The organism is Microbacterium sp. Y832 (assembly GCF_057669765.1).
The window spans coordinates 420,793-442,620 of sequence record NZ_JBYHFM010000002.1; the positions used below are offsets into that span (position 1 = coordinate 420,793).

The 21,828-nt window shown below is 67.3% G+C and carries 19 protein-coding genes; 9 read left to right on the forward strand and 10 right to left on the reverse strand.

Translation table 11 applies throughout. The features are described 5' to 3' along the window. Window positions 1–4 precede the first annotated feature (4 nt). From rpsI to AC25YV_RS04855, 5 genes are all read right to left on the reverse strand, one after another. Window positions 5–481, reverse strand: a complete 477-nt coding sequence (rpsI, locus tag AC25YV_RS04835) for a 30S ribosomal protein S9 (protein WP_488122697.1) — start codon at window positions 479–481, stop codon at window positions 5–7. A gap of 29 nt (window positions 482–510) precedes the next feature. After that, window positions 511–957 (reverse strand): 50S ribosomal protein L13, encoded by a 447-nt coding sequence (rplM, locus tag AC25YV_RS04840; RefSeq protein WP_488122698.1) that lies wholly within the window; start codon window positions 955–957, stop codon window positions 511–513. A gap of 243 nt (window positions 958–1,200) precedes the next feature. Next, complete coding sequence (locus AC25YV_RS04845; protein ID WP_488122699.1) at window positions 1,201–1,818, reverse strand: CPBP family intramembrane glutamic endopeptidase; 618 nt, start codon at window positions 1,816–1,818, stop codon at window positions 1,201–1,203. 101 nt (window positions 1,819–1,919) lie between these two features. Next, the gene (locus AC25YV_RS04850) at window positions 1,920–2,456 is read right to left on the reverse strand and encodes a hypothetical protein (RefSeq protein WP_488122700.1); all 537 of its coding nucleotides are present in this window, start codon (window positions 2,454–2,456) and stop codon (window positions 1,920–1,922) included. A 350-nt stretch (window positions 2,457–2,806) separates the two neighbouring features. Then, on the reverse strand, window positions 2,807–3,592 hold the full coding sequence (locus tag AC25YV_RS04855) for a CPBP family intramembrane glutamic endopeptidase (RefSeq protein ID WP_488122701.1): 786 nt from the start codon (window positions 3,590–3,592) through the stop codon (window positions 2,807–2,809). A 33-nt stretch (window positions 3,593–3,625) separates the two neighbouring features. Here AC25YV_RS04855 and AC25YV_RS04860 point away from each other — a divergent pair, with 33 nt between their 5' ends. The 6 genes from AC25YV_RS04860 to AC25YV_RS04885 all read left to right on the forward strand — a co-directional run bounded on the left by AC25YV_RS04860 (window position 3,626) and on the right by AC25YV_RS04885 (window position 11,845). Continuing rightward, a complete protein-coding gene (locus AC25YV_RS04860) occupies window positions 3,626–4,222 on the forward strand; it encodes an arsenate reductase/protein-tyrosine-phosphatase family protein (RefSeq protein ID WP_488122702.1) in 597 nt (198 codons plus the stop codon). 79 nt (window positions 4,223–4,301) lie between these two features. Further along, entirely contained in the window at window positions 4,302–5,858 is a 1,557-nt protein-coding gene (locus AC25YV_RS04865; RefSeq protein ID WP_488122703.1) for a tyrosine-protein kinase domain-containing protein, read from the forward strand. A gap of 299 nt (window positions 5,859–6,157) precedes the next feature. Continuing rightward, window positions 6,158–7,627 (forward strand): sugar transferase, encoded by a 1,470-nt coding sequence (locus AC25YV_RS04870; protein WP_488122704.1) that lies wholly within the window; start codon window positions 6,158–6,160, stop codon window positions 7,625–7,627. Window positions 7,628–7,710: 83 nt separating this feature from the next. Then, the gene (gene menD / locus AC25YV_RS04875) at window positions 7,711–9,432 is read left to right on the forward strand and encodes a 2-succinyl-5-enolpyruvyl-6-hydroxy-3-cyclohexene-1-carboxylic-acid synthase (protein WP_488122705.1); all 1,722 of its coding nucleotides are present in this window, start codon (window positions 7,711–7,713) and stop codon (window positions 9,430–9,432) included. Window positions 9,433–9,493: 61 nt separating this feature from the next. After that, on the forward strand, window positions 9,494–10,348 hold the full coding sequence (locus AC25YV_RS04880) for an SDR family NAD(P)-dependent oxidoreductase (RefSeq protein WP_488122706.1): 855 nt from the start codon (window positions 9,494–9,496) through the stop codon (window positions 10,346–10,348). A 39-nt stretch (window positions 10,349–10,387) separates the two neighbouring features. After that, the gene (locus AC25YV_RS04885; protein WP_488122707.1) at window positions 10,388–11,845 is read left to right on the forward strand and encodes a lipopolysaccharide biosynthesis protein; all 1,458 of its coding nucleotides are present in this window, start codon (window positions 10,388–10,390) and stop codon (window positions 11,843–11,845) included. 12 nt (window positions 11,846–11,857) lie between these two features. Here AC25YV_RS04885 and AC25YV_RS04890 read toward each other — a convergent pair whose 3' ends face one another. From AC25YV_RS04890 to AC25YV_RS04905, 4 genes are read right to left on the reverse strand one after another with little or no spacing between them, the layout of a single operon-like run. Next, window positions 11,858–14,032 carry a polysaccharide pyruvyl transferase family protein gene (locus AC25YV_RS04890; protein WP_488122708.1) on the reverse strand — a complete coding sequence of 725 codons (2,175 nt, stop codon included), beginning with the start codon at window positions 14,030–14,032 and terminating at the stop codon, window positions 11,858–11,860. Then, window positions 14,029–15,300 (reverse strand): O-antigen ligase family protein, encoded by a 1,272-nt coding sequence (locus tag AC25YV_RS04895; protein ID WP_488122709.1) that lies wholly within the window; start codon window positions 15,298–15,300, stop codon window positions 14,029–14,031. The genes AC25YV_RS04890 and AC25YV_RS04895 overlap by 4 nt, the downstream gene beginning before the upstream one ends. Continuing rightward, the gene (locus AC25YV_RS04900; RefSeq protein ID WP_488122710.1) at window positions 15,301–16,374 is read right to left on the reverse strand and encodes a glycosyltransferase; all 1,074 of its coding nucleotides are present in this window, start codon (window positions 16,372–16,374) and stop codon (window positions 15,301–15,303) included. A gap of 32 nt (window positions 16,375–16,406) precedes the next feature. Beyond that, entirely contained in the window at window positions 16,407–17,330 is a 924-nt protein-coding gene (locus AC25YV_RS04905; protein ID WP_488122711.1) for a glycosyltransferase family 2 protein, read from the reverse strand. Between the two features lie 194 nt (window positions 17,331–17,524). Between AC25YV_RS04905 and AC25YV_RS04910 the strand changes: the two genes are divergently transcribed. After that, the gene (locus AC25YV_RS04910) at window positions 17,525–19,309 is read left to right on the forward strand and encodes a DUF4012 domain-containing protein (protein WP_488122712.1); all 1,785 of its coding nucleotides are present in this window, start codon (window positions 17,525–17,527) and stop codon (window positions 19,307–19,309) included. A gap of 49 nt (window positions 19,310–19,358) precedes the next feature. After that, window positions 19,359–19,907 carry a cell wall protein gene (locus AC25YV_RS04915; protein WP_488122713.1) on the forward strand — a complete coding sequence of 183 codons (549 nt, stop codon included), beginning with the start codon at window positions 19,359–19,361 and terminating at the stop codon, window positions 19,905–19,907. Window positions 19,908–19,925: 18 nt separating this feature from the next. Here AC25YV_RS04915 and AC25YV_RS04920 read toward each other — a convergent pair whose 3' ends face one another. Next, window positions 19,926–20,621, reverse strand: a complete 696-nt coding sequence (locus tag AC25YV_RS04920) for an endonuclease/exonuclease/phosphatase family protein (RefSeq protein WP_488122714.1) — start codon at window positions 20,619–20,621, stop codon at window positions 19,926–19,928. An 84-nt stretch (window positions 20,622–20,705) separates the two neighbouring features. On the opposite strand from AC25YV_RS04920, the gene AC25YV_RS04925 reads away from it, so the two are divergent. Beyond that, on the forward strand, window positions 20,706–21,713 hold the full coding sequence (locus AC25YV_RS04925; protein WP_488122715.1) for a glycoside hydrolase family 6 protein: 1,008 nt from the start codon (window positions 20,706–20,708) through the stop codon (window positions 21,711–21,713). The last annotated feature ends 115 nt before the right edge of the window (window positions 21,714–21,828 follow it).

The following is a 21,828-nucleotide window of genomic DNA, read 5'->3' on the forward strand; positions in this document are numbered from 1 at the left end:
CCGATCAGCGCTTCGAGTACTGAGGCGCCTTGCGGGCCTTCTTGAGGCCCGCCTTCTTGCGCTCGATGACGCGGGCGTCGCGCGAGAGGAAGCCGGCCTTCTTGAGCACGGGGCGGTTGTTCTCAACGTCGATCTCGTTGAGCGCACGGGCGATGCCCAGGCGCAGCGCGCCGGCCTGGCCCGAGTCGCCGCCGCCCGAGATGCGGGCGATGACGTCGTATGCGCCGGTGAGGTTGAGCACCGTGAACGGGTCGGTGATCAGCTGCTGGTGCAGCTTGTTCGGGAAGTACTCCTCGAGTGCACGGCCGTTGACCGTGATGGTGCCCGAGCCGGGGATCACGCGAACGCGCGCGATGGCCTGCTTGCGACGGCCGACGGCTGCGCCCGACACCGAGAGCACGGGGCGCTCGGCGGCGACGACGGTCTCGTCGACCGGGGTCTCGGTGGAGTAGTTGGTGGTGGTCTCTTCGATGTTCGCCACGAGTATGTCCTTAAATCTGGAAGCGGCGCTTACTGGGCGACCTGGTCGAGGGTGAAGGTCTTGGGCTGCTGGGCACTGTGGGGGTGCTCGGCGCCGCGGTAGACCTTGAGCTTGGAGAGCTGCTGCGCGCCGAGGCTGTTCTTGGGCAGCATGCCGCGGACGGCCTTCTCGACAGCGCGCTCGGGGTTCTTGGTGAGCAGCTCTTCGTAGGTGACCGACTTGAGGCCGCCCGGGTAGCCCGAGTGACGGTAAGCCTTCTTCTTCTGGAGCTTCTGACCCGTCAGCGCCACCTTGTCGGCGTTGATGATGATCACGAAGTCGCCCATGTCCATGTGGTTGGCGAAGGTGGCCTTGTGCTTGCCACGCAGAAGCGCGGCGGCGTGCGAGGCGAGGCGGCCGAGAACGACGTCGGTGGCGTCGATGACAAGCCACTCGCGCTGAGCTTCGCCAGCCTTGGGGGTGTAAGTGCGCGTCACAGTAGTACTGCTTTCTTATTCGAACGGAGATGTTCGTGAATCCCACTCCGGGGTGCTTCGACGTCAGTCCGGTCCTGTGAAGGTCCGGACCCTGATCGCGCCGAAGGGCCAGTGGAGGGCTCACGTTCGTGATGTCAGGTCAGCTGAGCCGACACCAAGGATCTACTCTACGGCATCCAGGAGCCACACTCAAACGTCGAGCCTGGACCACGCGGCACGTCGTATATAGCGGTGCAGCGCTGCCTATATAAAGAGGAGCAGCACACCGGAGGCGTTGAACACGACGTGGACCACGATCCCCGGGGCGAGGCGGCGTGTGAGCACGAAGAGCACGCCGCACGCCAGCCCGACCAGGATCGGTGCGAGCGCCCCCGGCCAGAGACCGGCACCCGGAACCCCGACCGGAAGGACGTGCAAACCCGCGAACACGAGGGTGGACACGACGACCGCGACACCAGAAGCCAGTCCCCGCCGCCGATGCGGGGGTGCATCCCAGAGAGCAGCGAGGAGAACGCCACGGAAGAACAGCTCTTCGACGACGGGCGTGATCGCGACCGCCCCGACCACGACCACGATGAGTGTGGGAACGGATGCTGCGCCGAACCCGACGAGCAGCGAGCCGGTCGTCGGTGCGATGACCTCCTGCAGAGCGCGCAGCACGAGTGCGACGGCGAGCCCGACCCCGACGTCACGCCAGCGCCATTGAAGCAGGCGACGCAGCGCCCCTCGGCGGGCACACCAGCGGATCGCCACGACGGATGCCACCAGCGGCGGGGTCGAGACGGCCACCAGCTGAACGAGCTGACCCCACCATTCAGGCAGCGAGACACCACGGAAGAGGACGATGACGACAGTCGTCATCGCGACGCCCGCACAGGCAACCAGCAGCGCCGGGATGGGCCGGCGATACAACGACGCTGACCCCGAGGGCTTCCCCGGGGTCAGCGTCGCGTGCGGGTCGTTCAGTTGATCTGTGTCCGGCGACGCGCCGCGACGGCGGCGACGGCGACGCCGCCGAGGCCGATCGCTCCGACGCCGGCCCAGATGACGGTCGCGGGGACCGTGCCACCGGTCGGGGGAAGGCCGCCTCCCGTGCCGACGCCGCCGGCGCTGGCGGGATCGACGACCGAGATGACGGTCGTGCTCAGGATCGTGTCACCGTCGCGGACCGTGATCGTGAAGCTTCCCGGGGTGGAGGCGGTGAAAGTGGCTGAGGCCGTGCCGTCGGTGACGGGCTTGACGACGCTCGCGTAGGGTGCGCTCGCTGCCATGACGATCGAGCTGAGCGTTGCACCCCTGCTGCCGGCGACGGCGAACGTGACCTGGAAGCGGTCGCCGAGGCCGGTGGCCGTGATGATCGTGGACTGGCCGGGCACGATGGTCGGTGTGGGAACGGTGATGACGGCTGCGGGCGGATAGCCGTCGGCAACGGCCGCCGAAGCGGTCCCGATGAGCAGTGCGCCGGCGAGGCCGACGGCGGCGAGTGTTTTCTTCAGCATGTGTCTTGTCCCTCGGATGTAAGTCGTAAATTCTGAGGTAGCGCGCCAACGCCGGTGAATTTCTCGTTTATCCGATGCTACGTAAATCGCCCGGGTCCGCTCCATGCGAGTTGCGCCTACCGTATCCGGGGAGATTCCCTGCTCCGGAAAAACACCCTCACCGAACATCGCGGATTAAGATTCCGCTAATGTCCCCCATCCGACGGACAGGACCGAACTATTTGTCCTCCCTTTGGGGGACAAATAGTTCGGATAATGTCCACCGTACGGTGGACAGGTTTCGGATTCGCGACGGGGCTCCCCAAGGCCCCAGAATTCACGTCAATCTCGTGCGGATACTGTCTGACCACTCAGCCCCAGGCGGTGCCGACAGCGGCCAGCACGACGTACGACGCGTTGAAGCAGGCGTGGGTGAGCACCGCCGCCCAGACACGACCGGTGAGCACCACGAGCAGACCACAGACCAGTCCCAGACCGGCGACAGCCAAGATTCCGCTGGGGTCACCACCTGCCGTAACGGCGTGGGCGAGAACGAACACCCCCGCACTCGCGAGCACCGAGATCACACCGGCCGCACGGTGACCGAAGGGCCGCCGCAGCACGGTGTAGACCGCCACCAGGATCACGACGCGGAAGAAGAACTCTTCGACGACGGGTCCGACGAGCACGGCCCCTCCCCCCTCGACGAGCCAGGTCCCGACGCCCAGCCGACCCTCGATCAGCGGGTAGGAGGGAAACGGCGCCCGCCCGGTCAGAGCGATCTCGACCCAGCCCTGGACGATGCGCAGCATCCCGGCGATCACCACGCCGTAGATGACGTCGACCGGGCGGAATCGGAAGAGACCGACCGGGCGCGACAGCGACAGCGCGTACACGCACACGGCCGCCATCCCCACCCAGAGCACGACCATCGAGAGCACCGCCATCGCCGGCCAGACCTGCGTGACGGCGGCAGCTGCCAGCAGCGACAGCGCGAGCCCGCCCAGCGCGATGGCCAGCAGAGGTTCCCGCCAGTGCCGCACCGTGCGACCGCCGAGCCGCCAGTCGGTTCGGGGCGTTCGTGGCGGGCGAGCCATCGGCGGGCTCACCGGCCCGGCGTCGTCGGATACGGCCTGATAGCTAGAGTGGTCAGCCACCCGTCCACGTTAGCCCCGACTTCGAAGGGCCCGATGTTCGACATCCTCACCGTCTGCACCGGCAACGTCTGCCGGTCCCCTCTCGCCGAGCAGTTGCTGCGCGCGCGTCTCGGCGACCTCGGCGCGAGGGTCTCCAGCGCCGGAACGCACGCCCTCGAGGCGTCCCCGATGACCCCCGAAGCGCGACACCTCGCGGTGAATCTCGGTGTGCCCGAACCGGATGCCGATCGCCACCGGGCGCGATTGCTCACCGAGGAGCTTCTCCGCTCTTCCGGCCTCGTTCTGACCATGACGCGCGACCATCGCAGGGCGGTCGCGGAGATCGCGCCCTCGCGCGTGCGGTCGACGTTCACCATCCGCGAGTTCGCTCGCCTGGCCGCGGCCGCGCCCGTCGGCGCTGTCCGAGAGGCGGTCGCCGCGGGCGGGCCTGAAGCGTCGCGGAAGGTCCAGGCGCTGGCGGAGGTCACCGCGATGATGCGCGGAGAATCAGCGCCTCCGGCCGACCCCGCAGACGATGACGTCATCGATCCGTATCGCCGCCCGTGGGCGGTTTACCAGCGATCCGCAGCTCAGCTGCAACCGGCGATTCTCACCGTGACACACGTCCTGCGAACCGCTCTGGCCGGCTGACGGCGAACCAGCCGACGATGATGCGCGCATTCGCTCCTGTGTAAGTATTGGCCGCGACCGCGCGACACCGAGAGGCGACATGGAGCTCACCGACTACATCCGGATCCTGCGAAAGAACTGGATCATCATCGTCGTCGCTGCCCTTCTCGGGGTCGCTGCTGCAGCGGGCTACTCGCTGACGAAAACACCGCAGTACGAGGCGCGGAGCACGGTCTTCGTGTCGACGCAGACCGGGGGGACGATCGGTGAGCTGCAGCAGGGGTCGAACTTCACACAGTCGCGCGTGATCACCTACGCCACGCTTGTCACGACCCCGATCGTCATCAACCCCGTGATCGCCGAGCTCGAACTCGGCGTGACGGCGACCGAACTGGCCAGTCAGATCGAGGCTTCCAGTGCCGTGAACACGACGCTCATCACGATCACCGTGACGGATTCCGATCCGCTGCTCGCGGCTGAGGTCGCCAACGCGCTGGGGGCCAGTCTCACCGCCGCCGTCGAATCGATCGAGACAGTCGGCGAAGCGGAGAGCCCCGTGCGTCTCACGAGGGTGCGCGACGCTCTGCCGCCTCTCAGCCCGTCCAGCCCGAACATTCCGCTGAATCTCGCACTCGGAGGATTGGTCGGACTCGCCGGGGGCCTCGCGGTCGCGGTCCTTCGAACGGCGCTCGACACCCGCATCCGCACGCCTCGCGACGTCGAGCAGGTCACGGACAGACCGCTCATCGGCGCCATCGCCTTCGACCCCAAGGCGAAGGAGCGTCCGCTCATCGTGCACGCGGATCCGCTCAGCCCCCGAGCCGAGTCATTCCGTGCGCTGCGGACGAATCTGCAGTTCCTCGACATGGGCGGCAGGTCATCGTTCGTCGTGACTTCGAGCCTGCCCAATGAGGGAAAGTCCACGACGACCATCAATCTCGCGATCGCCCTGGCAGACGCAGGAAAACGCGTCGCGTTGATCGACACTGACCTGCGCAAGCCGAAGATCGCCGAACACCTCGGGCTCGAGGGCGCCGCCGGCCTCACCGACGTCCTCATCGGGCGAGCCGACGTGACCGACGTCATGCAGACCTGGGGGCAGCGGAGCCTCTATGTGCTCCCGGCGGGGAAGATCCCACCGAACCCCAGCGAGCTGCTGGGATCGAAGCAGATGAATTCCCTGCTGGGGATGCTCGAAGCGGAGTTCGACATCGTCCTCTGCGACGCCCCGCCGCTTCTTCCCGTGACCGACGCGGCCATCCTCGCGCGAGCCACCAGCGGCGCCATCGTCGTCGTCTCGACGCGCAAGACCAACCGCCACCAACTCTCCGACGCTGTCGAGATCCTGGGCACGGTGGGCGCGAAGATCGCCGGCGTGGTCCTGACCATGGTGCCGACGCGAGGGCCGGACTCTCACTACTCCTACGGGTACGGGTACGAATACCGAAGCGCCCCGGAGGCCGAGGCACAGGAGACCGAGAAGCGCCCGGCGGTGCGCGCCGCCGCGCGTTCGCGGCCGACCGCGGGTTCGGCCACGCCCCCGGTCGAGACGGCTACCACTCCGCACACGCAGGAGGACACGGACTGGCTGGATGCGACCTTCGGGATCGACGCTCCGCCCACCCCCGAGGGGCGCAGCCGCAGCTCCCGCCGGTGATACCGAAAGACGCCCAATAGTCGCCGTTGAAATGTGCGCAAATTGGACGTATTTGCGTAATGCGGACGCATAAGAGCATTCCTCATCGGCTCGCGGATATGCGCCTTTCGCATATTGCACTCCGCATGTCGGGCGCCTGCTACCGTTGCTTTCGCGATCGCGATTGTGAAATGCGCCCGAGATATCTCCTCGCGATCGCACACGGCACGGCTACGAGCCGGCGATGACTCCCGACGGCGAAAGGCGCAGTTTCAACAGTGGATATTTCGGCAAGCGGCGCATCTCTCACGACGGAATCGATGCGCTCGCCGGCCGCCGGATTATCGCCGACCGAATCTTCGCCCGACGGCATCGGGTGGCGCCGGCGATATTCCAGGCGTCTCCTGCTCAGCGACCTCCTCGTCCTCGTCTGGGTCGTGTTCGGGGTGCACGTGTTGTGGTTCGGAACCTCTTCGGACGACGTGGAGGGCCTCCCGCTCGTCCCCTACTGGGTCTTCTCGTTCGTCCTCGTGGCCGCCTGGATGGGGGCGCTCGCGCTCTCTGACACACGGAGCGATCGTGTGATCGGCGTCGGAACGACGGAGTACGTGCGGGTAGCCGATGCGAGCTTCCGACTCTTCGGCGTCATCGCCATCCTCGCGTTCCTGTTCCGCGTGGATGTCGCGCGAGGCTACCTGCTCATCAGCCTCCCGCTGGGCGTGGCCGTTCTGGTCCTGACGCGATGGCTGTGGCGCGGCTGGTTGGACGCTCAGCGACGGATGGGTGAGTACTCGGCCCACGTTCTCCTCGTCGGCTCGGTGGAATCCGTGGTGCAGGTCTCGCAGGAACTCGCCCGCACACCCGCTGCGGGATATCGCGTCGTCGGTGCGTGTGTTCCTTCCGGCCGCGTCTCTGGGACGGTGCCGGGCAGCGACATCCCCATCATGGGAGACGTCGACTCTGTCCAGAGCGCGATCGCGGCGTCAGGTGCAGACACCGTCGCCGTCACGAGCACGGACGATCTGCCACCGCACAAGGTGAAAGAGATCTCCTGGACGCTCGAGGCGGGTCGTCAGCACCTCGTCCTCGCTCCGAACATCGTCGACATCGCCGGCCCGCGCATCCATACCCGACCGGTTGCGGGCCTGCCCCTGATCCACGTCGAGACTCCGCGCTTTTCACGAGGGCAGCGCTTCGTCAAGAGGACGTTCGATATCGCATCGTCCTCCGTGCTCATCCTCCTCCTCTCGCCCGTCCTCCTGGCGGTCGCCATCGCCGTGAAGACCACGAGCCGCGGCCCGCTGCTCTTCAGCCATGAACGCATCGGCATCAAGGGCCAACCATTCCGCATGCACAAGTTCCGCTCGATGCGCGTCGGTGCCGACGACGAACTGGCCGCCCTTCTCACGGCACAGGGCACCGCGAAGCAGCCGCTTTTCAAGATCCAGAATGATCCACGCATCACCCCCGTCGGCCGGTTCATCCGGAAGTACTCCCTCGACGAGTTGCCCCAGCTCTTCGACGTCCTCACCGGCTCGATGAGTCTCGTCGGTCCCCGACCTCAGGTCGCAGCCGAGGTTGCCCTGTACACCGACGCCGCACGCCGTCGCCTGCTCGCCCGTCCCGGGATAACCGGGCTCTGGCAGGTGAGCGGCCGCAGCACACTCGACTGGGATCAGACCGTTCGTCTGGACCTGTACTACGTCGAGAACTGGTCGCTGCTGGGTGACATCGCGATCCTGGCCAAGACGATCCGCGCGGTCGCCGCCCCCGGCGACTCTGCGATCTAGCCTTCCGTCACGCCCGGCTCCGCGCCGAAAACCTCCCCGCCCCACCGATCACCCAGGACTGCATGTACGCCAACGATCCCCTCGTGCTGGAACTCCTCGCGCTCCTCAAAGCCCACGGAGTCCGCAATATCGTCATCTCGCCGGGCAGCCGTCATTATGCGTTCACCCGCAGCTTCGAGAACGACAGCTTCTTCACGCTGCACTCGGTGGTCGACGAGCGTTCGGCGGCTTTCTTCGCACTGGGACTGATCCAAGCGACGGGTGCGCCCGCTGCGACGATCTGCACCTCCGGGACCGCTGCCGTCAACTACGGTTCTGCGATGGCGGAGGCCTACTACCAGAAGCTCCCTCTCGTCGTCCTGACCACCGATCGTCTGCCTGAGTTCCTCCATCAGATGGAGGACCAGATGTTCGATCAGACGCGTCTGTTCGAGGGGTTCTGCCGCTACACGGCCCATCTTCGGCCGATCGGCAATCCCCGGGACGCCTGGTACTGCAACCGCGTCATCAATGAGGCGCTGATCGAGGCGAAGAGCGCGGGCGGCGGGCCCGTGCACATCAACATCCCCCTCGCGAACCACACGGGCATCGCGTTCAACGTGCGCGCCCTCCCCCGCGCGAGGGTCATCACCCGGCACCCGATCGAGGGCGACGGACCCGACTGGGGCGAGGCAGCCCGACGGCTCCGCTCCCAGCGCGTGATGCTGGTCTGGGGTCAGGGACCGAGGCCGTCCGCGGACACGTTGGACGCCCTCGAAGCCTTCCTCGACACGTTCGACTGCGTGGTCCTGGCAGACCATCTCTCCAACCTCCATCAATCACGCCGCGTCGAGCTGCCTCTGGCCTTCCTGAAGAGCAAAGAGTCCAGACCCGGGGCGCTCAAACCCGACGTTGTTCTGACCTTGGGAGGGAACATCGTCTTCAAGGACGAGCTCAAGAACTATCTCGACGGAGCGGAGTTCGAGCACTGGCGGATCGATCCCGACGGAACCGTCTCTGACCCGTTCCGTCGCCTCAGCGATGTGTTCCCCACCGAACCCGGCCGATTCCTGCGGTCACTGGTCGACGTCGACGGGGGCGTCCACACGGCGGCACCGTACGCCGGCAAGGTTCTTCGCGCGGCGAGCTCGGTGCCGGCACCGGCTCCTCCGCACGGCGAGCTGGCGGTGATCGGCGCCGTGCTGCGCGCACTGCCTGCGAACAGCGCGCTCCACATCGCCAACAGCGCGCCGATCCGGATGGCGCAGCTCTACGACGTGGATACCTCTGTCGATGTGTTCTGCAACCGTGGGGTCAATGGGATCGACGGGTGCATGTCGACAGCGATCGGCTACGCGGCGTCGACGGATCGCCCGACCTACCTGATCATCGGCGACCTCACCTTCTTCTACGACATGAACTCCCTCTGGATCAGGGACCTCCCCCCGAACCTGCGCATCGTCCTCCTGAACAACGAGGGGGGCGCGATCATGCACTCCCCGCTGCCGTCGAGCTACACCGTCGCGGCGCAGAAGCATGTCACCGCAGGCCACTCCGCCACGGCGCAGGGATGGGTCGAATCGCTGGCGATCGGCTACAACGCGGTCGGAACGGCGGAGCACCTTCCGGACGGAATCGCCTGGCTGACAGACCCCGCGACACCCGGCCCCCGCGTTCTCGAGGTCTTCACCGAGAAAGTGTCCGACATCCGCCAGCTCAAGGGCTACTACACGACCATCTCGGAAGGCCCCGGAAGCAATACCCTGCACCGTCGCGCCATCCGATTCGCTCGAAGAGTGCTGCGCAAGCTCGGAGTCATGCGATGAACGCGAAGGACGGGATCGGGCACCTGCCCGGCAGAGCAGCATCCGGAAAGGGAGTGCGCCGATGAGTACACGACGTCGCTGGAAGTCGCGGCTGCTCGGACCCGTGCGCGATCGCCTGACGCGAGTGCGGATGTCTCGGCCGTATGAAGTGACCGTGGTGTCGAAGGCTCTGCGCTTCGACGGACGCGTTGCCGTCGTCACCGGCGCGAGCGGAGCTGTGGGCCGCGCCATCGCCATCCGGCTCGCTGCGGACGGCGCCGAGATCTACGCACTCGGCCGGAACGCGGACAAACTCAGCGCCGTCACCGAAGAGATCGGCGCATTGGGCGGGGTGTGCCATCCCGCCGTGGTCGATCTGGACGACATCGTGCAGATCGATGCGTTCTTCGGCGCTCTCGATCGAATCGACATCCTCGTCAACTGCGCCGGTGGAAGCGCCCGGGGCGCCAACAAGCCCGTGTGGGAGCAGTCGATGGAGGTCGTGGACGGCGTCCTGTCCAGCAATCTCCGTTCCGCCATCGCGTGCACCAGAGCAGCCGCCGCGAAGATGGTCGCCGCCCACTCCGGGAAGATCATCAACGTCGGCTCGGTCCTGGGATCGCACGGCAAGGCGAACTTCGCGGAGTACGGCGCGTCGAAGGCGGGCCTCGTCGGCTACACCAAGTCGGCGGCCATCGAGCTCGGCGCCCACGGGGTGACGATCAACACCGTGTCCCCTGGCATCGTCCAGCGCGGCGAGCCCACCCTCAACGAGCTGGATCGTCTTCGCGGCACCAACGTGCTCGACAGGATCGGCCGCTCGGAAGACGTCGCGGAGGCCGTCGCGTTCTTCGCGAGCTCGGCGGCGGACTTCATCACGGGCCAGGAACTCGCCGTCGACGGCGGTCGTTCCCTGGGACTGCGCGGCGATGCGTGAGGCAGGCCACGTTCGCACCCGTCGAAAGCTCGGGCCCCGATGACCGATGACACGCTGAGCCGGGGCGCCCGCGGTGCGGGAGCGACGATCGCCGGCCAGGTCGCCACAATGGGTGTTCAGTTCGTGGGAACGATCATTCTCTCGCGACTGCTGTCCCCTGGGGACTTCGGGCTGATCGCCATGGTCGCGATCTTCGTCGGGATCGGCGAACTGCTGCGCGACTTCGGCATGCCCACCGCCGCGCTCCAGTCTCGCGAGCTGAGCAACCAGCAGGCCTCGAATGTGTTCTGGATCACCGGAGCGCTCAGCTTCATCGTCGCGATCGTCCTCGCGCTGTCGACGCCGCTGATCGTGGCTCTCTACGACGAGCCGCGCCTCGCCTCCATCGTGCCCGTCATGGCCGGCGTGCTGGTGCTGAACGGACTGCAGTCCCAGTACCAGGTGCGCCTCGCCCGCTCGATGCGCTTCACTGCGCTCGCGGGGAACAACGTCTTCGCCCGCTTCGCGGGCTTGGCTCTCGGCATCACGGGTGCCCTCGCCGGGTGGGGCTATTGGGCCCTCGTCGCGCAACTCGTCGGCCAGTCGCTCATCCTCCTCCTCGGCAGCGGCATCCTCACCCGCTGGTTGCCGAGCCGGCCACGGCGAGGAAGCGACTCGCTCCGCCTCGTCAAGTCCGGAGCGCACTTCGGCGGAGCGCAGGTTCTCACCTTCGCGGCCGACAATGCCGACACGCTGATGATCGGCGCGGTGTGGGGCGCCCCACCCCTGGGCCAGTACAACAGAGCCTTCCAGCTCTTCATGCTGCCGATCACTGCGGTGTTCAGTCCGCTCACGAACGTCGTGGTCCCCACGATCAACCGGGCGATCGAAGAAGGGCGCAACCCCTCTGCCGCGCTGATGAGACTCCAGACCGCGGTCTGCGCGCTCTCGATCTGGCTGCTCCTGATCACCGCGGTGACGGCGCCCTGGCTCATCCCGTTGCTGCTGGGCGATCAATGGTCCTTGACGATTCCGCTCATCCAGATCCTGGCGGTCGGAGGCGCTTTCCGTGCGCTCAGCCAGCCGAACTACTGGGCGTACATCGTGCATCAGCAGTCGCGTCAGCTCTTCCTGAGCAACGCCGTCACGAAGCCCCTTCAGGTCATGCTGATCGTGGGCGCGGCCTTCATCAGCGTGGAAGCCGTCGCGTGGGCGTATGCGCTCGGCCGCGCGATCACGTGGCCGATCAACCTGATCTGGCTCTGGCGCACGGCAGGTCAGGACCCGGTCCGGTTCGGGCTCAACGGAGGTCGTCTCCTGCTCGCGGGCGGCATCGGCTTCGCGGTGACGACACTGCTCCTCGACGCGCTGAGCATCGAAGCCGCAGGCCTCGCCGTCCTCACCGGTGCGGTGATCTCGACGATCGTCTACGGGGCGGCGATCGCCCTGACCCCGGGTGGCGTCAGGGAGATGCGTGGTTCCTGGGGTCTCGTTCGCACGGCTCTGCGCCGAAACTGACCACGGCAGCTCTCACGTCCGCGTGCTGCCCAACTCGGATCGCAGAAAGCTCAGGCCGCGCTCGCGCTCGTCGGCGATCATCTCATTGACCATCTGCCAGTCCAGGTCACCCCGCAACGCGTCGGCCACACGCTGGGCGTGTGCCGCAGCGTCATCCCCCGTCTGCACGAGTTGGCTTTCGAGACCGAACCGACCAAGCAGAGACTCGAACCGCGCCATCCCACGCTCCACGTTGCCCACCGCAACGAAAGGACGGTTGAAGATCAGGGCGAACACCGTTCCGTGGAACGAATCGGTGATCACCGCGTCCGCATCCCGTATCGACGCTATCCACTGTTCGATGGACGGGCGGGGAGCCAATCCGCTTCCCGCTGCGCCCTTGGCAGAGGGCACCGCGAGTGTCCGAACGGGCTTCCCGAGCACGGAAGGAAGCTCCTCGAGCAACTGACGGACGCTCGGGGACGTGTCGAGAACGTAGACGAAGACGCCCGGCCCGGTCTTCTCTTCTGGTCGCGCAAGGTCCACGAGGTGCTCGTAGTCGGCTCGGTCCAGAAGGAACGTCGGATCCGGCATCCGGACCGACGGGACGCCCCACATGCGCTCACAGATGGCGACGGCCGCATCTTCGCGGACGGAGATGGCATCGAAGCGCCCCGCCAGTGCCTTCGCCTTCGGCGAGCCCAGATGGGGGTCAGATGTTCCGAACGATGCGGCGAACGCGATCCGCCGCACGGGGGAATGCTCCGCAAGGCAGTCGAAGAGGTACGACTCCACATCGCCGTACTCGGTCCGCCACACCTGGTCGCTGCCCGTGATCATCGCCAAATAGGCGTTCGAACGCCGCCGCGGAACCCAGCGACCGAAAGTATAGAGACGCGTCGTCGAGAGGTGCCGCGTGATGAACCCTTCGATGCGGGAGTTCAAGATTCTGCTCCGCGCATCGAATCCGACCGGGCGCCGGGTGACCACGGTCAGGATCCGCAGGACATGCTTCTTCGCGGTGGATCCGAGCGGCATCTTCTCCGACACATCGGTCGTCGCAGCGAACCCGAGACCGCGGACCGCCTTCTGCAGCGCGAAAGCCTGCAGGATGCCGCCGTAGTTCCCCCGCCGGAGCGGCAGGGTGCGGATGAGCACGCGCGCTTGCGGGGCCGACGGACGCGCAGACGAGCTCGAGCGCCGAGAGCGGACCGCCGTGCGAGCGCGCACCACAAGAGCGCGCAGCCGCACGTAGCTGCGCCCCATGAGCTTCATCGTCAGCGCTTTCAGCGCGGTGCGAGGAGCGATCCGCACGCTGTCGGCGATGTCTGCCAGACTCACGTGCCGCCGGAGGTCATCCAGTGCACGGCCGGCGCTCTGCGCATCCGAGAGCCGCAGCGCCGTGCCGGCGCGGCTCACATACCAGGCGACGTCCCAGTGACGAAGAAGGCGACGGCGCCGCGGCGTCGCCGGCAGGGCTGCGGCCGCGCGGTGGACCGCGGCGCGGGACGTGTCGAAGTTCTCGAGTGCCGGGTCACGCGAATTCGACAGCGACCCCTCGCGGACGACGTGAAAGTACAGACGGTCCGGCAGGCACACGACCTTCCGTGCGCGCGGCAGGAGCGCTGCGACGGCACACAGATCCTCTTGCGTCGTGATGCGCGGAAACGGGGCGGGAGGGAGGACGGTCCGCCGGATCAGCTTGTTCCACAGATACCCCTTGATGCGATCCGCCAACAGCAGGTCCATCGCGGCCGCGCCATCGACGGCGGCCCGGTACGGCACCCCGTCGGTCACCCCGACGTCGAGGCCCGACGCCAAACGCCACACGCCGGTGCAGATCACGACATCCGCATCCTCGGCGACGGCCTCGTCCACGAGACGACGCAGGATGGTCGGCGACCACTGATCGTCCCAGTCCACGAACCAGACGTACGCGCCTCGGGCGAGCTCCAGTCCGAGATTGCGTGCTTGCGCGGCGCCGACGTTGTCCTCGAGCGGCAGAAGGCGTGCCCGAGGTTCATCCGCGACGAAACCCTCGATGCGGGTCCGGGAGTCGTCCTCGGACGCATCGTCGACCAAGATGATCTCGATCTCTGCGTAGGTCAGCGCTCCGAGCGCGGCGAACGTCTGGTCGAGGTGCGCTCCTGCGTTGTGGACCGGCAGGATGACGGAAACGAGCGGGTCTGTGGGTGCGGTGGTTGTCAACGGCGGGTTCTCCTGGTGTGCGATGCGTCAAGTGTGTGAAGGTCGCGATCGTTCGCCTGATCCGGGCCGGCCAGCGACGCCGCTCGGAGCGCCAACACCAAGAGGATCGGCACGCAGTGCCCGTCGATCGTGGCGGGATTCCACATCACCTCGGTGATGCCTCCGACGAGCACGTAGGCGACCAGAGCGAAGCCGGCCGCCGCGGTCGCGGGATGCGACACCGTATGCCGGGTGATGCGCCAGATCATGAACAGGTACGCCGCGCAGGCGACCAGACCCCCCGCGAAGAACAGCAGGACCAGCTGGTTGTGCGGGAAGTTGTTGACCGGAAGCGCGCCGACGCCCTGCAGCTGCGCCCAGCGATCGATCCCGACGCCCAACAGCACGTCGTCTCCCACCGCCTGGATCGACCGCATCCAGATCCACCCTCGGTTGCTGAACGAATCCGGCGCCGCGGACGAGACGATCCAGACGCTTGCGAGGGCGCCGGCGACCACGATCACGAGCACGGAGCCGCGACGTACCGCCGGGCGCGCCTTGACGAGAATCCACCCGACGACGAGCGACGCGAGGAGCGCGACGATGGCTGTGCGCGACGTCGCCGCCAGCAGCACCAGGGCCGAAAGCCCCAGGATCAGGATGCGAAGCCGCGCGGCCCCGATGGCGAACGCGGCGATCGCGGCGAGCCCGGCGATCTGCGCGAGGTAGTTCTCCGAGGGGAAGGGCCCCCGGAAGATGGCGCCGAAGAACCCGCATTTGAACTGATCGCATCCCCGCCAGGACACAGAGAACGCGGAGGCCACCGCCGCGACGGCGAGACTGAGTCCCATCGCCGCGCCCACCGCGGAGACCGGGACAGGAGTGGTCGACAGGACGACGCCGACGAGGAGCCAGAACATCAGAGGGGCGAGCCGCGCGAAGATCTCGAGCATCGACTGCGTGGGGTTGGCGACGGCGTTGGCGAAGAAGAGGACGAACGTGACGAGTGCGGGAAGGAGGAAGTCCCCCTTGATCGCGCGCGTCGCCCGGGATCTTCCGTGCAGAAGCCCTACGAGGCCGATCGTCGCGCCCACGGCGATGATCGCGAACTGAGTGGTCGACCCCTTGCCGATCAACCCCGTTTCGTAGAGCGTGAGCATCACCAGAGTGGCCGCGAGCATGAGCACGCCGGTGGGCGCCCCCCGAGCCTCTCTCCACAGTGTGCGCCCACACGCGACCGCACAGACGGCCCCGGCGAGCACGATGAGGGTGAGGACGATCTGCTGCACCTAGGCGGCTCCGACCGTTTCGCTCCACGCGACGGCCGTCGCCGCGCGCCCGAACTTCGTCTGTCGTTTCCGGTCAGCCGTCGACATCTCGGTCTCGCTCAGCTCCTCGTCGAGAGACCGCCTGATCGCGTACGCGATAGCCTGCGGATCCGCCGAGGTGACCCGACCGGGGATGTACTCCGGAACCAACTGCTCGGCGACGGGGTTCCTCACCGCGACGACCGGCACGCCCGCGCTCGCGGCTTCGAAGTACACGTAACCGAAGGTCTCCCCCACGGCGGTGTGGATGAGTAGATCGGCGCGCGCGAACTCCGCTGCGACGCGATCCGGTGAGACGTGCCCCAGAAAGTCGACCTGGGATCGGACGCCTCGCGCGGCGGCGAGGTCCTCGAGGTCCCGACGCGTCGCGCCGTCGCCGGCGATAACGAGCTTCATGTCGGGGTCGGCGAGAAGGGCGAGCGCCTCGATCGCGAGACGCTGGTTCTTCGTCGTCGAAAGACTCCCCGCCATGAAGAGTCTCTTCCCGGGCGTCGAAGCGCCCGGCGCGGAGCGGCTCTCAGGCTCAGGCTCCGGCGAGGAGTCGAGGACATTCGGAATCACCGACACGCGGCTCAGGCGCAACACCGACCGCAGGTCGTCTGCCAGCGGTTCGCTGACGGCGACGACGACGTCCGCGCGCCGGTAGAGGACAGCAGCGATCGGCGCGAGCAGGCGGAGGGAACGATTCGTCGTCAGCTGCTGGCGCATGAGGGAGTGCTCCCACACGATCACGCGTCCGCGCCCTCGCCCGAGGAACAGGTACGGAAGCGCAGCCCAGAGCCCGACGAGGATCGTCGGTGCACCTTCGATCACGTGCGCGCGCGCCTTCACCACACGGAGCAGATTGAATCGGGCCGCTCCGCGCAGAGGCGGGCCGCAGACGATCGCATCCGGTGCCAGGGCGAAGTCCTGCGCGCCGCCTCCGAGACAGATGAGCTTCGTCTCCCACCCCGATTCGGACAGCAGCTGACGCAGTTCCATGAGCGCCTTCTCGATTCCCAGACGCGGCGCGATATGGGAAGCGACGATGTTCACGCTCCGCGTCTGCCGGGATCCGGTCTGCGAGGTCATCGGACGCTGGCCATCGCTCGCTCGACTCCTCGGCGTCCGAGTATCCCGGCCGCGCCGATCATGACGGGGCCGACCGACGGCAGTCTTTTCACTCGCCACGCCTCACCGACGACCCGCCGGACCCCGCCCACCGAACGGGCCTGCAGCGCGTACCTCAGGGTCTGACCGAACAGGAAGTCGACGTACACACGCGGGTCCCGTCCGCTGAGGGAACGCTCGGCCCAGGCGAACGAAGCCTCCCAATCGCTCCCCGCGGAGATCGACGAAGAACTCCCGACCCTGATGATCGTGAGCGTCTCGGGAACGTGATGGAACCGATACTGCGGGTGCTCCGAGAGGCGGAGGATCCAGTCCCAGTCCTGATGCCGCGAAAGCGACGCATCCCACGGCACGGAAACAGCGAGCTCGCGCGCGACGAGGAGCGTCGATGTGAACAGAGACGCCCGCCCCGAACCCGGTCTGCGCTTGCGGAACAGATACTCAGCAGGATCCTGGTCGGCTTGGAGCAGCCCCACCGGAATGCCGGAGGCCACCGTCGCGCCCGTCGTCGTCATCTGCTGGTCCACTCGCGACGAGATCACGGTGGCGCCGGTTGCGGCCGCAGCGTCGACCATCGTGACGAGCTTGTCCTCGAGCCACAGATCGTCGTCATCGAGGAACGCGATCCACTCCGACGTCGCCGCCTGGATACCGACGTTCCGCCCGTGCGCGCCGCGTCTGCCGCCGCCCGTGAAGACGACCTCGGCATCTCCGGCAGCCGCGAGCACACCGGCGGCCACGGCCGCGTCTTCCGCCAGGTCGGCAACGACGACGATCTGGGTCTCGACGCCGACCTGCGCCCTCACCGAGTGGATCGCTGATGCCAGCTCTGGGCGCCCGATCGTCGGGATGACCACAGAGACACGTGGGGGTGATGTCACAGAATGTCCTGTCCTCTCCTCCCGATTCGAAGATCGGAAGGGATCGTGAAAGAAACTCCGGTCGCCCCCAAGCAACCAACTCCTCAACCTGCCGATCGTCGGCGAGGCTCCAACCGACGATACCCGAGGTCCTCGACCTGGTCCCCTCGAACACGTTCACGGTTCGGCTCCAGCCCACCGCATATGGTGGATGGGTGACCGAGTCTGCGAAAACCCGGCCCATGCACGTTGCGGGCAAAACGTTCGCCTGGGCGCTCGGCGTTCTGCTGATCATGGTCGTCCTGACCTCTGCATGGATCGCCGTGCGTGGCGTTCTCGCCTACGGGCACCTCAACGCCGTTCAGGACGCCGCCAAGCAGGCGCGCGCTCAGCTGCACGATCCGCAGGCCGCAGCAGCGATGATCACCGAGATCTCCGCCGAGACGTCCGCGGCCCGTTCGCTCACGTCCGATCCGGTGTGGCGCCTGGCCGAAGGCCTGCCCTGGATCGGCCCGCAGCTTTCCGCGGTATCGACGATCTCCCAGTCAGCCGACGACGTGGCGAGCCACGCCCTCGCCCCCCTTGTCGCCGTCGCCGGTTCCTTCTCGATCGATGCGCTGCGGCCGCAAGAGGGGACCATCGATCTCGCAAGCTTCACCGAGATCGAGGAGGCCGCCGCGACCGCCGCGCGGGAGCTCGCCGTCTCGGCGGCCGATGTCGAGGGCATCGAACGCTCCCTTCTGCTGGCGCCGTTGCGCGATGCCGTGACCCAGGTGGGCGAGCTGTTCGATGAAAGCCTCATCGCCGCCGACACCATTGCAACGGTCACGACTCTGCTCCCTGCGATGCTCGGCGCCGACGGCCCCCGGGACTATCTCGTCCTCTTCCAGAACAACGCCGAATGGCGCTCCCTCGGCGGCGTCCCCGGCGCGATGGCTGTGATCCGCACCGACGGCGGAACGATGACGCTCAGTGCGCAGGATTCGACGAGCAGCTTCCCCCGTTATGACGAGCCGGTCCTTCCTCTCGGCGAGGAGGTCACCGCCGTCTACGGCAACCGTCCCGGACTGTGGCTGCAGAACGTGACGCAAGTCCCCGACTTCAGCATCTCGGGAGAGCTCGCCGGCGAGATGTGGCTGCGGCAGCACGGTCAGGAGGTGGACGGGGTGCTGTCGATCGACCCCGTGGCCCTGGCGTACATCCTCGAGGCGACCGGCCCCGTCACGGTGGGTTCCGGCGACCTGCTCACCGCCGACAACGCCGTGAGTGTGCTCCTCAACGAGGTCTACCTGCGCTTCGAGGAGCCCGCCGCACAGGACGCGTACTTCGCGGATGCCGCGGCGGCGGTCTTCGCGGCGCTGGTGAGCAGCGATGTCGATCCCGCTGCTCTCGTCGCGGCGCTGACGCGCGCCGCCGACGAGCACCGACTGATGCTGTGGAGCACGCACGAAGAGGACCAGTCGCTGCTGGCGGACACGACACTGGCAGGCGGGCTCCCCGCGAGCGATCGAGAGACCGCGCGCTTCGGGGTCTACCTCAACGACGGCACCGGCTCGAAGATGGACTACTACCTGACCTCCGCGATCGACGTCGCCTGGGAATCCTGCGCGCTCAGCGCGCAGGGAGCCATGGGCGATGCGACCCTCACGATCAGCTTGCAGAACGATGCTCCCTCGGATGCGGCCTCGCTGCCGGGCTACATCACGGGCCGCGGCATCTACGGGGTCCCTCCGGGCAGCGCGCGGACAGTCGGCTACGCGTACCTCCCCGAGGGCTTCGAGCTCGTTGATGCGCAGTCCTCCACGGGCGAGGGTTTCGCGGGCGGGATGCATGAAGGCCGTCGGGTTCTCAGCTTCACCGCCGAGCTCGCGCCGGGCGAATCGGCCTCGGTCACGATTCGTGCGCGTCCCGTGGCACCGTCCGCCCCGGATCTCGAGGTCCGGACGACTCCGACACTGAGTCCGTCGACCACTGCACTGGCCTCCTGTGAGTCACCGTAGACTCGGTGCACAGGACCCCACGCAAGGAGCAGCGATCCCAAGGAACACCATGACGAACCGCATCCGACGGATGCCAGCAATCGTCGCTCTTGCCGGAGCGCTCGTCGTCGGGGTTCCTCTCTCTGCGCAGGCCGGGACGATCTACCCTCCTTCGGATGCGTGCACCGCGGCGCCGGCGACAGCGTCGGCGGGATCCGAGATCGAGATTCGATGCGCGGCGTCGACGTTCTCGAGCGACGAGCGGGTGACCGTCACCGTCAGGGGCGCGAACGGCTCGGCAGCGCGAATCGGCATGGTCCGCCTCGGCATCTCGACAGCGAGCGGATTCGCTCGGTCCGAGACGGACGGGTCGCTGGGCGCCGTCACGGTCACACTGCCCGCGAACGCATCGGGCGTCTACCGCATCGCAGCGATCTCCGCATCCTCAGCAGGCGGCACAACAGCCGTCTCGATCGCTCCGCCCGGAGACGACCTCGCCGGCACGGGGCTCGGCAGCGGCGCCGTGGTCGGCTTGTGGGTCGGCGGCGGCGCACTCGTCGCAGCCGGCGCGACGCTCGCGATCGCGGCCGTCGCGCGTCGACGCCGGTTCGCCGACTGATTCGGGCGCGAAACCCGCTCAGGCCACGTCGGCGCGACGCTGCTGCTCGGCGACCCTGGCTGTCACGAGGATCGGCAGGTGGTCGCTGAGACCCTGCGGCAACGTGCGCACGTGCTCGATCTCGAAGCCGATCGACGTCGCGAAGTCGTAGTGACCACGGAAGAAGCGGTAGCGCGTATACGTGCGCGAGTCGCTGAGGGTCAGCTCGTAGCCCTGCTCGCGCACCTGCTGACCGAGATTCTCTTTGAACACGGGGTAGTTGAAGTCCCCCACCATCAGCGCAGGCAGCCCGGCGCCGAGCTGACCGAGTTCGGTCAGCGCCGCTCGGATCTGGTGACGGCGCAACGAGTTGAGCGCCGTGAGAGGCGCGGCGTGGAACGACGCGACGATGATCTCGCGGCCGTCGTCGATGTCGTGCAGCCTGACGCCCAGCATCCGCTCTTCCGCCGGCTTGAGCACGCGGTCGTGCAGCGACTTCTTGAGCGCGAGCGAACGCACCTCGAGCGCACGGTAGGTGTTCTCGCTGTAGTAGACGGCGAGACCGAGACGGTTGCGGGCCGTCGCGTCCGCCAGGCGCAGACCGCCGACCGTGTCGGGAATGTCTGTCGTGTCGACTTCTTGAAGACACATCACATCGGCACCGTGCAGCTCGACGAGATGCGCCAGCTCGCCCGCCGCGCGGTGCTTACGCAGGTTGTACGAAATCACCTTCATGACATTCCCAGCCTACGGCCGACGCCTGAGTGCGGCATGAAGATTCGCACGGAGGTCGTCAGACCTTTTCGCTAGAGTCCCCCCGTGAGCCCATCGACACCGCCTCGTGAGCGCGCCCGCCTCCTGCCGGCGGTCGGTCTCGGTGTGGCGGGACTCATCATCGCCGCGGTGCTGCTCATCGCGCTGGTGCGAGCAGGGGCATCGGCCGCTCCCAGCGCTCCTCGATCCGGCACCGAGGTGGTCGCATCGAGCCTCTCGAAAGCGCACCATGCCGCATCCGTCACCGCCGAGGGCTCGACCGAGCACGGCGCAGCGACATACCTGAGCGAGCAGCCGACGGCGTACTGGCTGACCCCCGAAGCCGAACCGCGCGACCGGGTCGGCGCGACCATCGCCGACCTCGCGCGAGAGGCACGCGAGCAGTCGGCCCGACTGGCGGTCGTCGTCTACGGTCTCCCCGGCCGTGATTGCGGCAGCCATTCCGCCGGCGGCCTCGCCCCCGCCGAATACGCGGAGTGGACGCGCACCATCGGCGAGGCTCTGCGCGATGCCGCAGATGTCAGCCCGATCGTGATCCTCGAACCCGACAGCCTGGCACTCGCCCCCGAATGCGGCAATGTCGACGATCGCGTCGAACAGTTGACAGATGCCGCAGCGGTCCTGTCGGGCGACAGCACATGGCTCTACCTCGACGGCGGACACTCCTCGTGGCTTCCGGTGAGCGAAATGGCATCGCTCATCGATCGGATCGGGCGCACCGACAGCGTGCGGGGCTTCGCGACGAACGTCTCCAACTACAACGCGACGGCCGACGAGATCGCGTACGCGCATGCGCTGGCGGATGAACTCGACGGCATGCACGCCATCATCGACACGTCGCGCAACGGAGCGGGATCCACCGGCGAATGGTGCAATCCGGGGGGCAGGCTGATCGGCGAGCGAGGAGGGACGATCTCCGACGCTGTCGTCGACACGAACCTGTGGGTGAAGCCGCCGGGCGAGAGCGACGGCACGTGCAACGGCGGGCCGCCCGCGGGCGAATGGTGGCCGCAGGCGGCGATCGACCTGACCCGTCGGGCGCTCCCCGGGTAAGCGATGCCCAGCGCCCCGGTTTTGCCCCGCCCATACTCTCGCGATACTCTCGCGAAGCGCGGACGACCGCTGGGGTCAGGCGCCGCGCAGGTTTCGTCATCCCTTCGAGAAGGCA

Bases quoted from the DNA above. Each gene is read 5' to 3' on its own strand.
- AC25YV_RS04845 (WP_488122699.1), bottom strand. From the start codon at position 1,818: ATGACGACTGTCGTCATCGTCCTCTTCCGTGGTGTCTCGCTGCCTGAA.
- AC25YV_RS04850 (WP_488122700.1), bottom strand. From the start codon at position 2,456: ATGCTGAAGAAAACACTCGCCGCCGTCGGCCTCGCCGGCGCACTGCTC.
- AC25YV_RS04860 (WP_488122702.1), top strand. From the start codon at position 3,626: ATGTTCGACATCCTCACCGTCTGCACCGGCAACGTCTGCCGGTCCCCT.
- AC25YV_RS04865 (WP_488122703.1), top strand. From the start codon at position 4,302: ATGGAGCTCACCGACTACATCCGGATCCTGCGAAAGAACTGGATCATC.
- AC25YV_RS04870 (WP_488122704.1), top strand. From the start codon at position 6,158: ATGCGCTCGCCGGCCGCCGGATTATCGCCGACCGAATCTTCGCCCGAC.
- AC25YV_RS04880 (WP_488122706.1), top strand. From the start codon at position 9,494: ATGAGTACACGACGTCGCTGGAAGTCGCGGCTGCTCGGACCCGTGCGC.
- AC25YV_RS04885 (WP_488122707.1), top strand. From the start codon at position 10,388: ATGACCGATGACACGCTGAGCCGGGGCGCCCGCGGTGCGGGAGCGACG.
- AC25YV_RS04915 (WP_488122713.1), top strand. From the start codon at position 19,359: ATGACGAACCGCATCCGACGGATGCCAGCAATCGTCGCTCTTGCCGGA.
- AC25YV_RS04920 (WP_488122714.1), bottom strand. From the start codon at position 20,621: ATGAAGGTGATTTCGTACAACCTGCGTAAGCACCGCGCGGCGGGCGAG.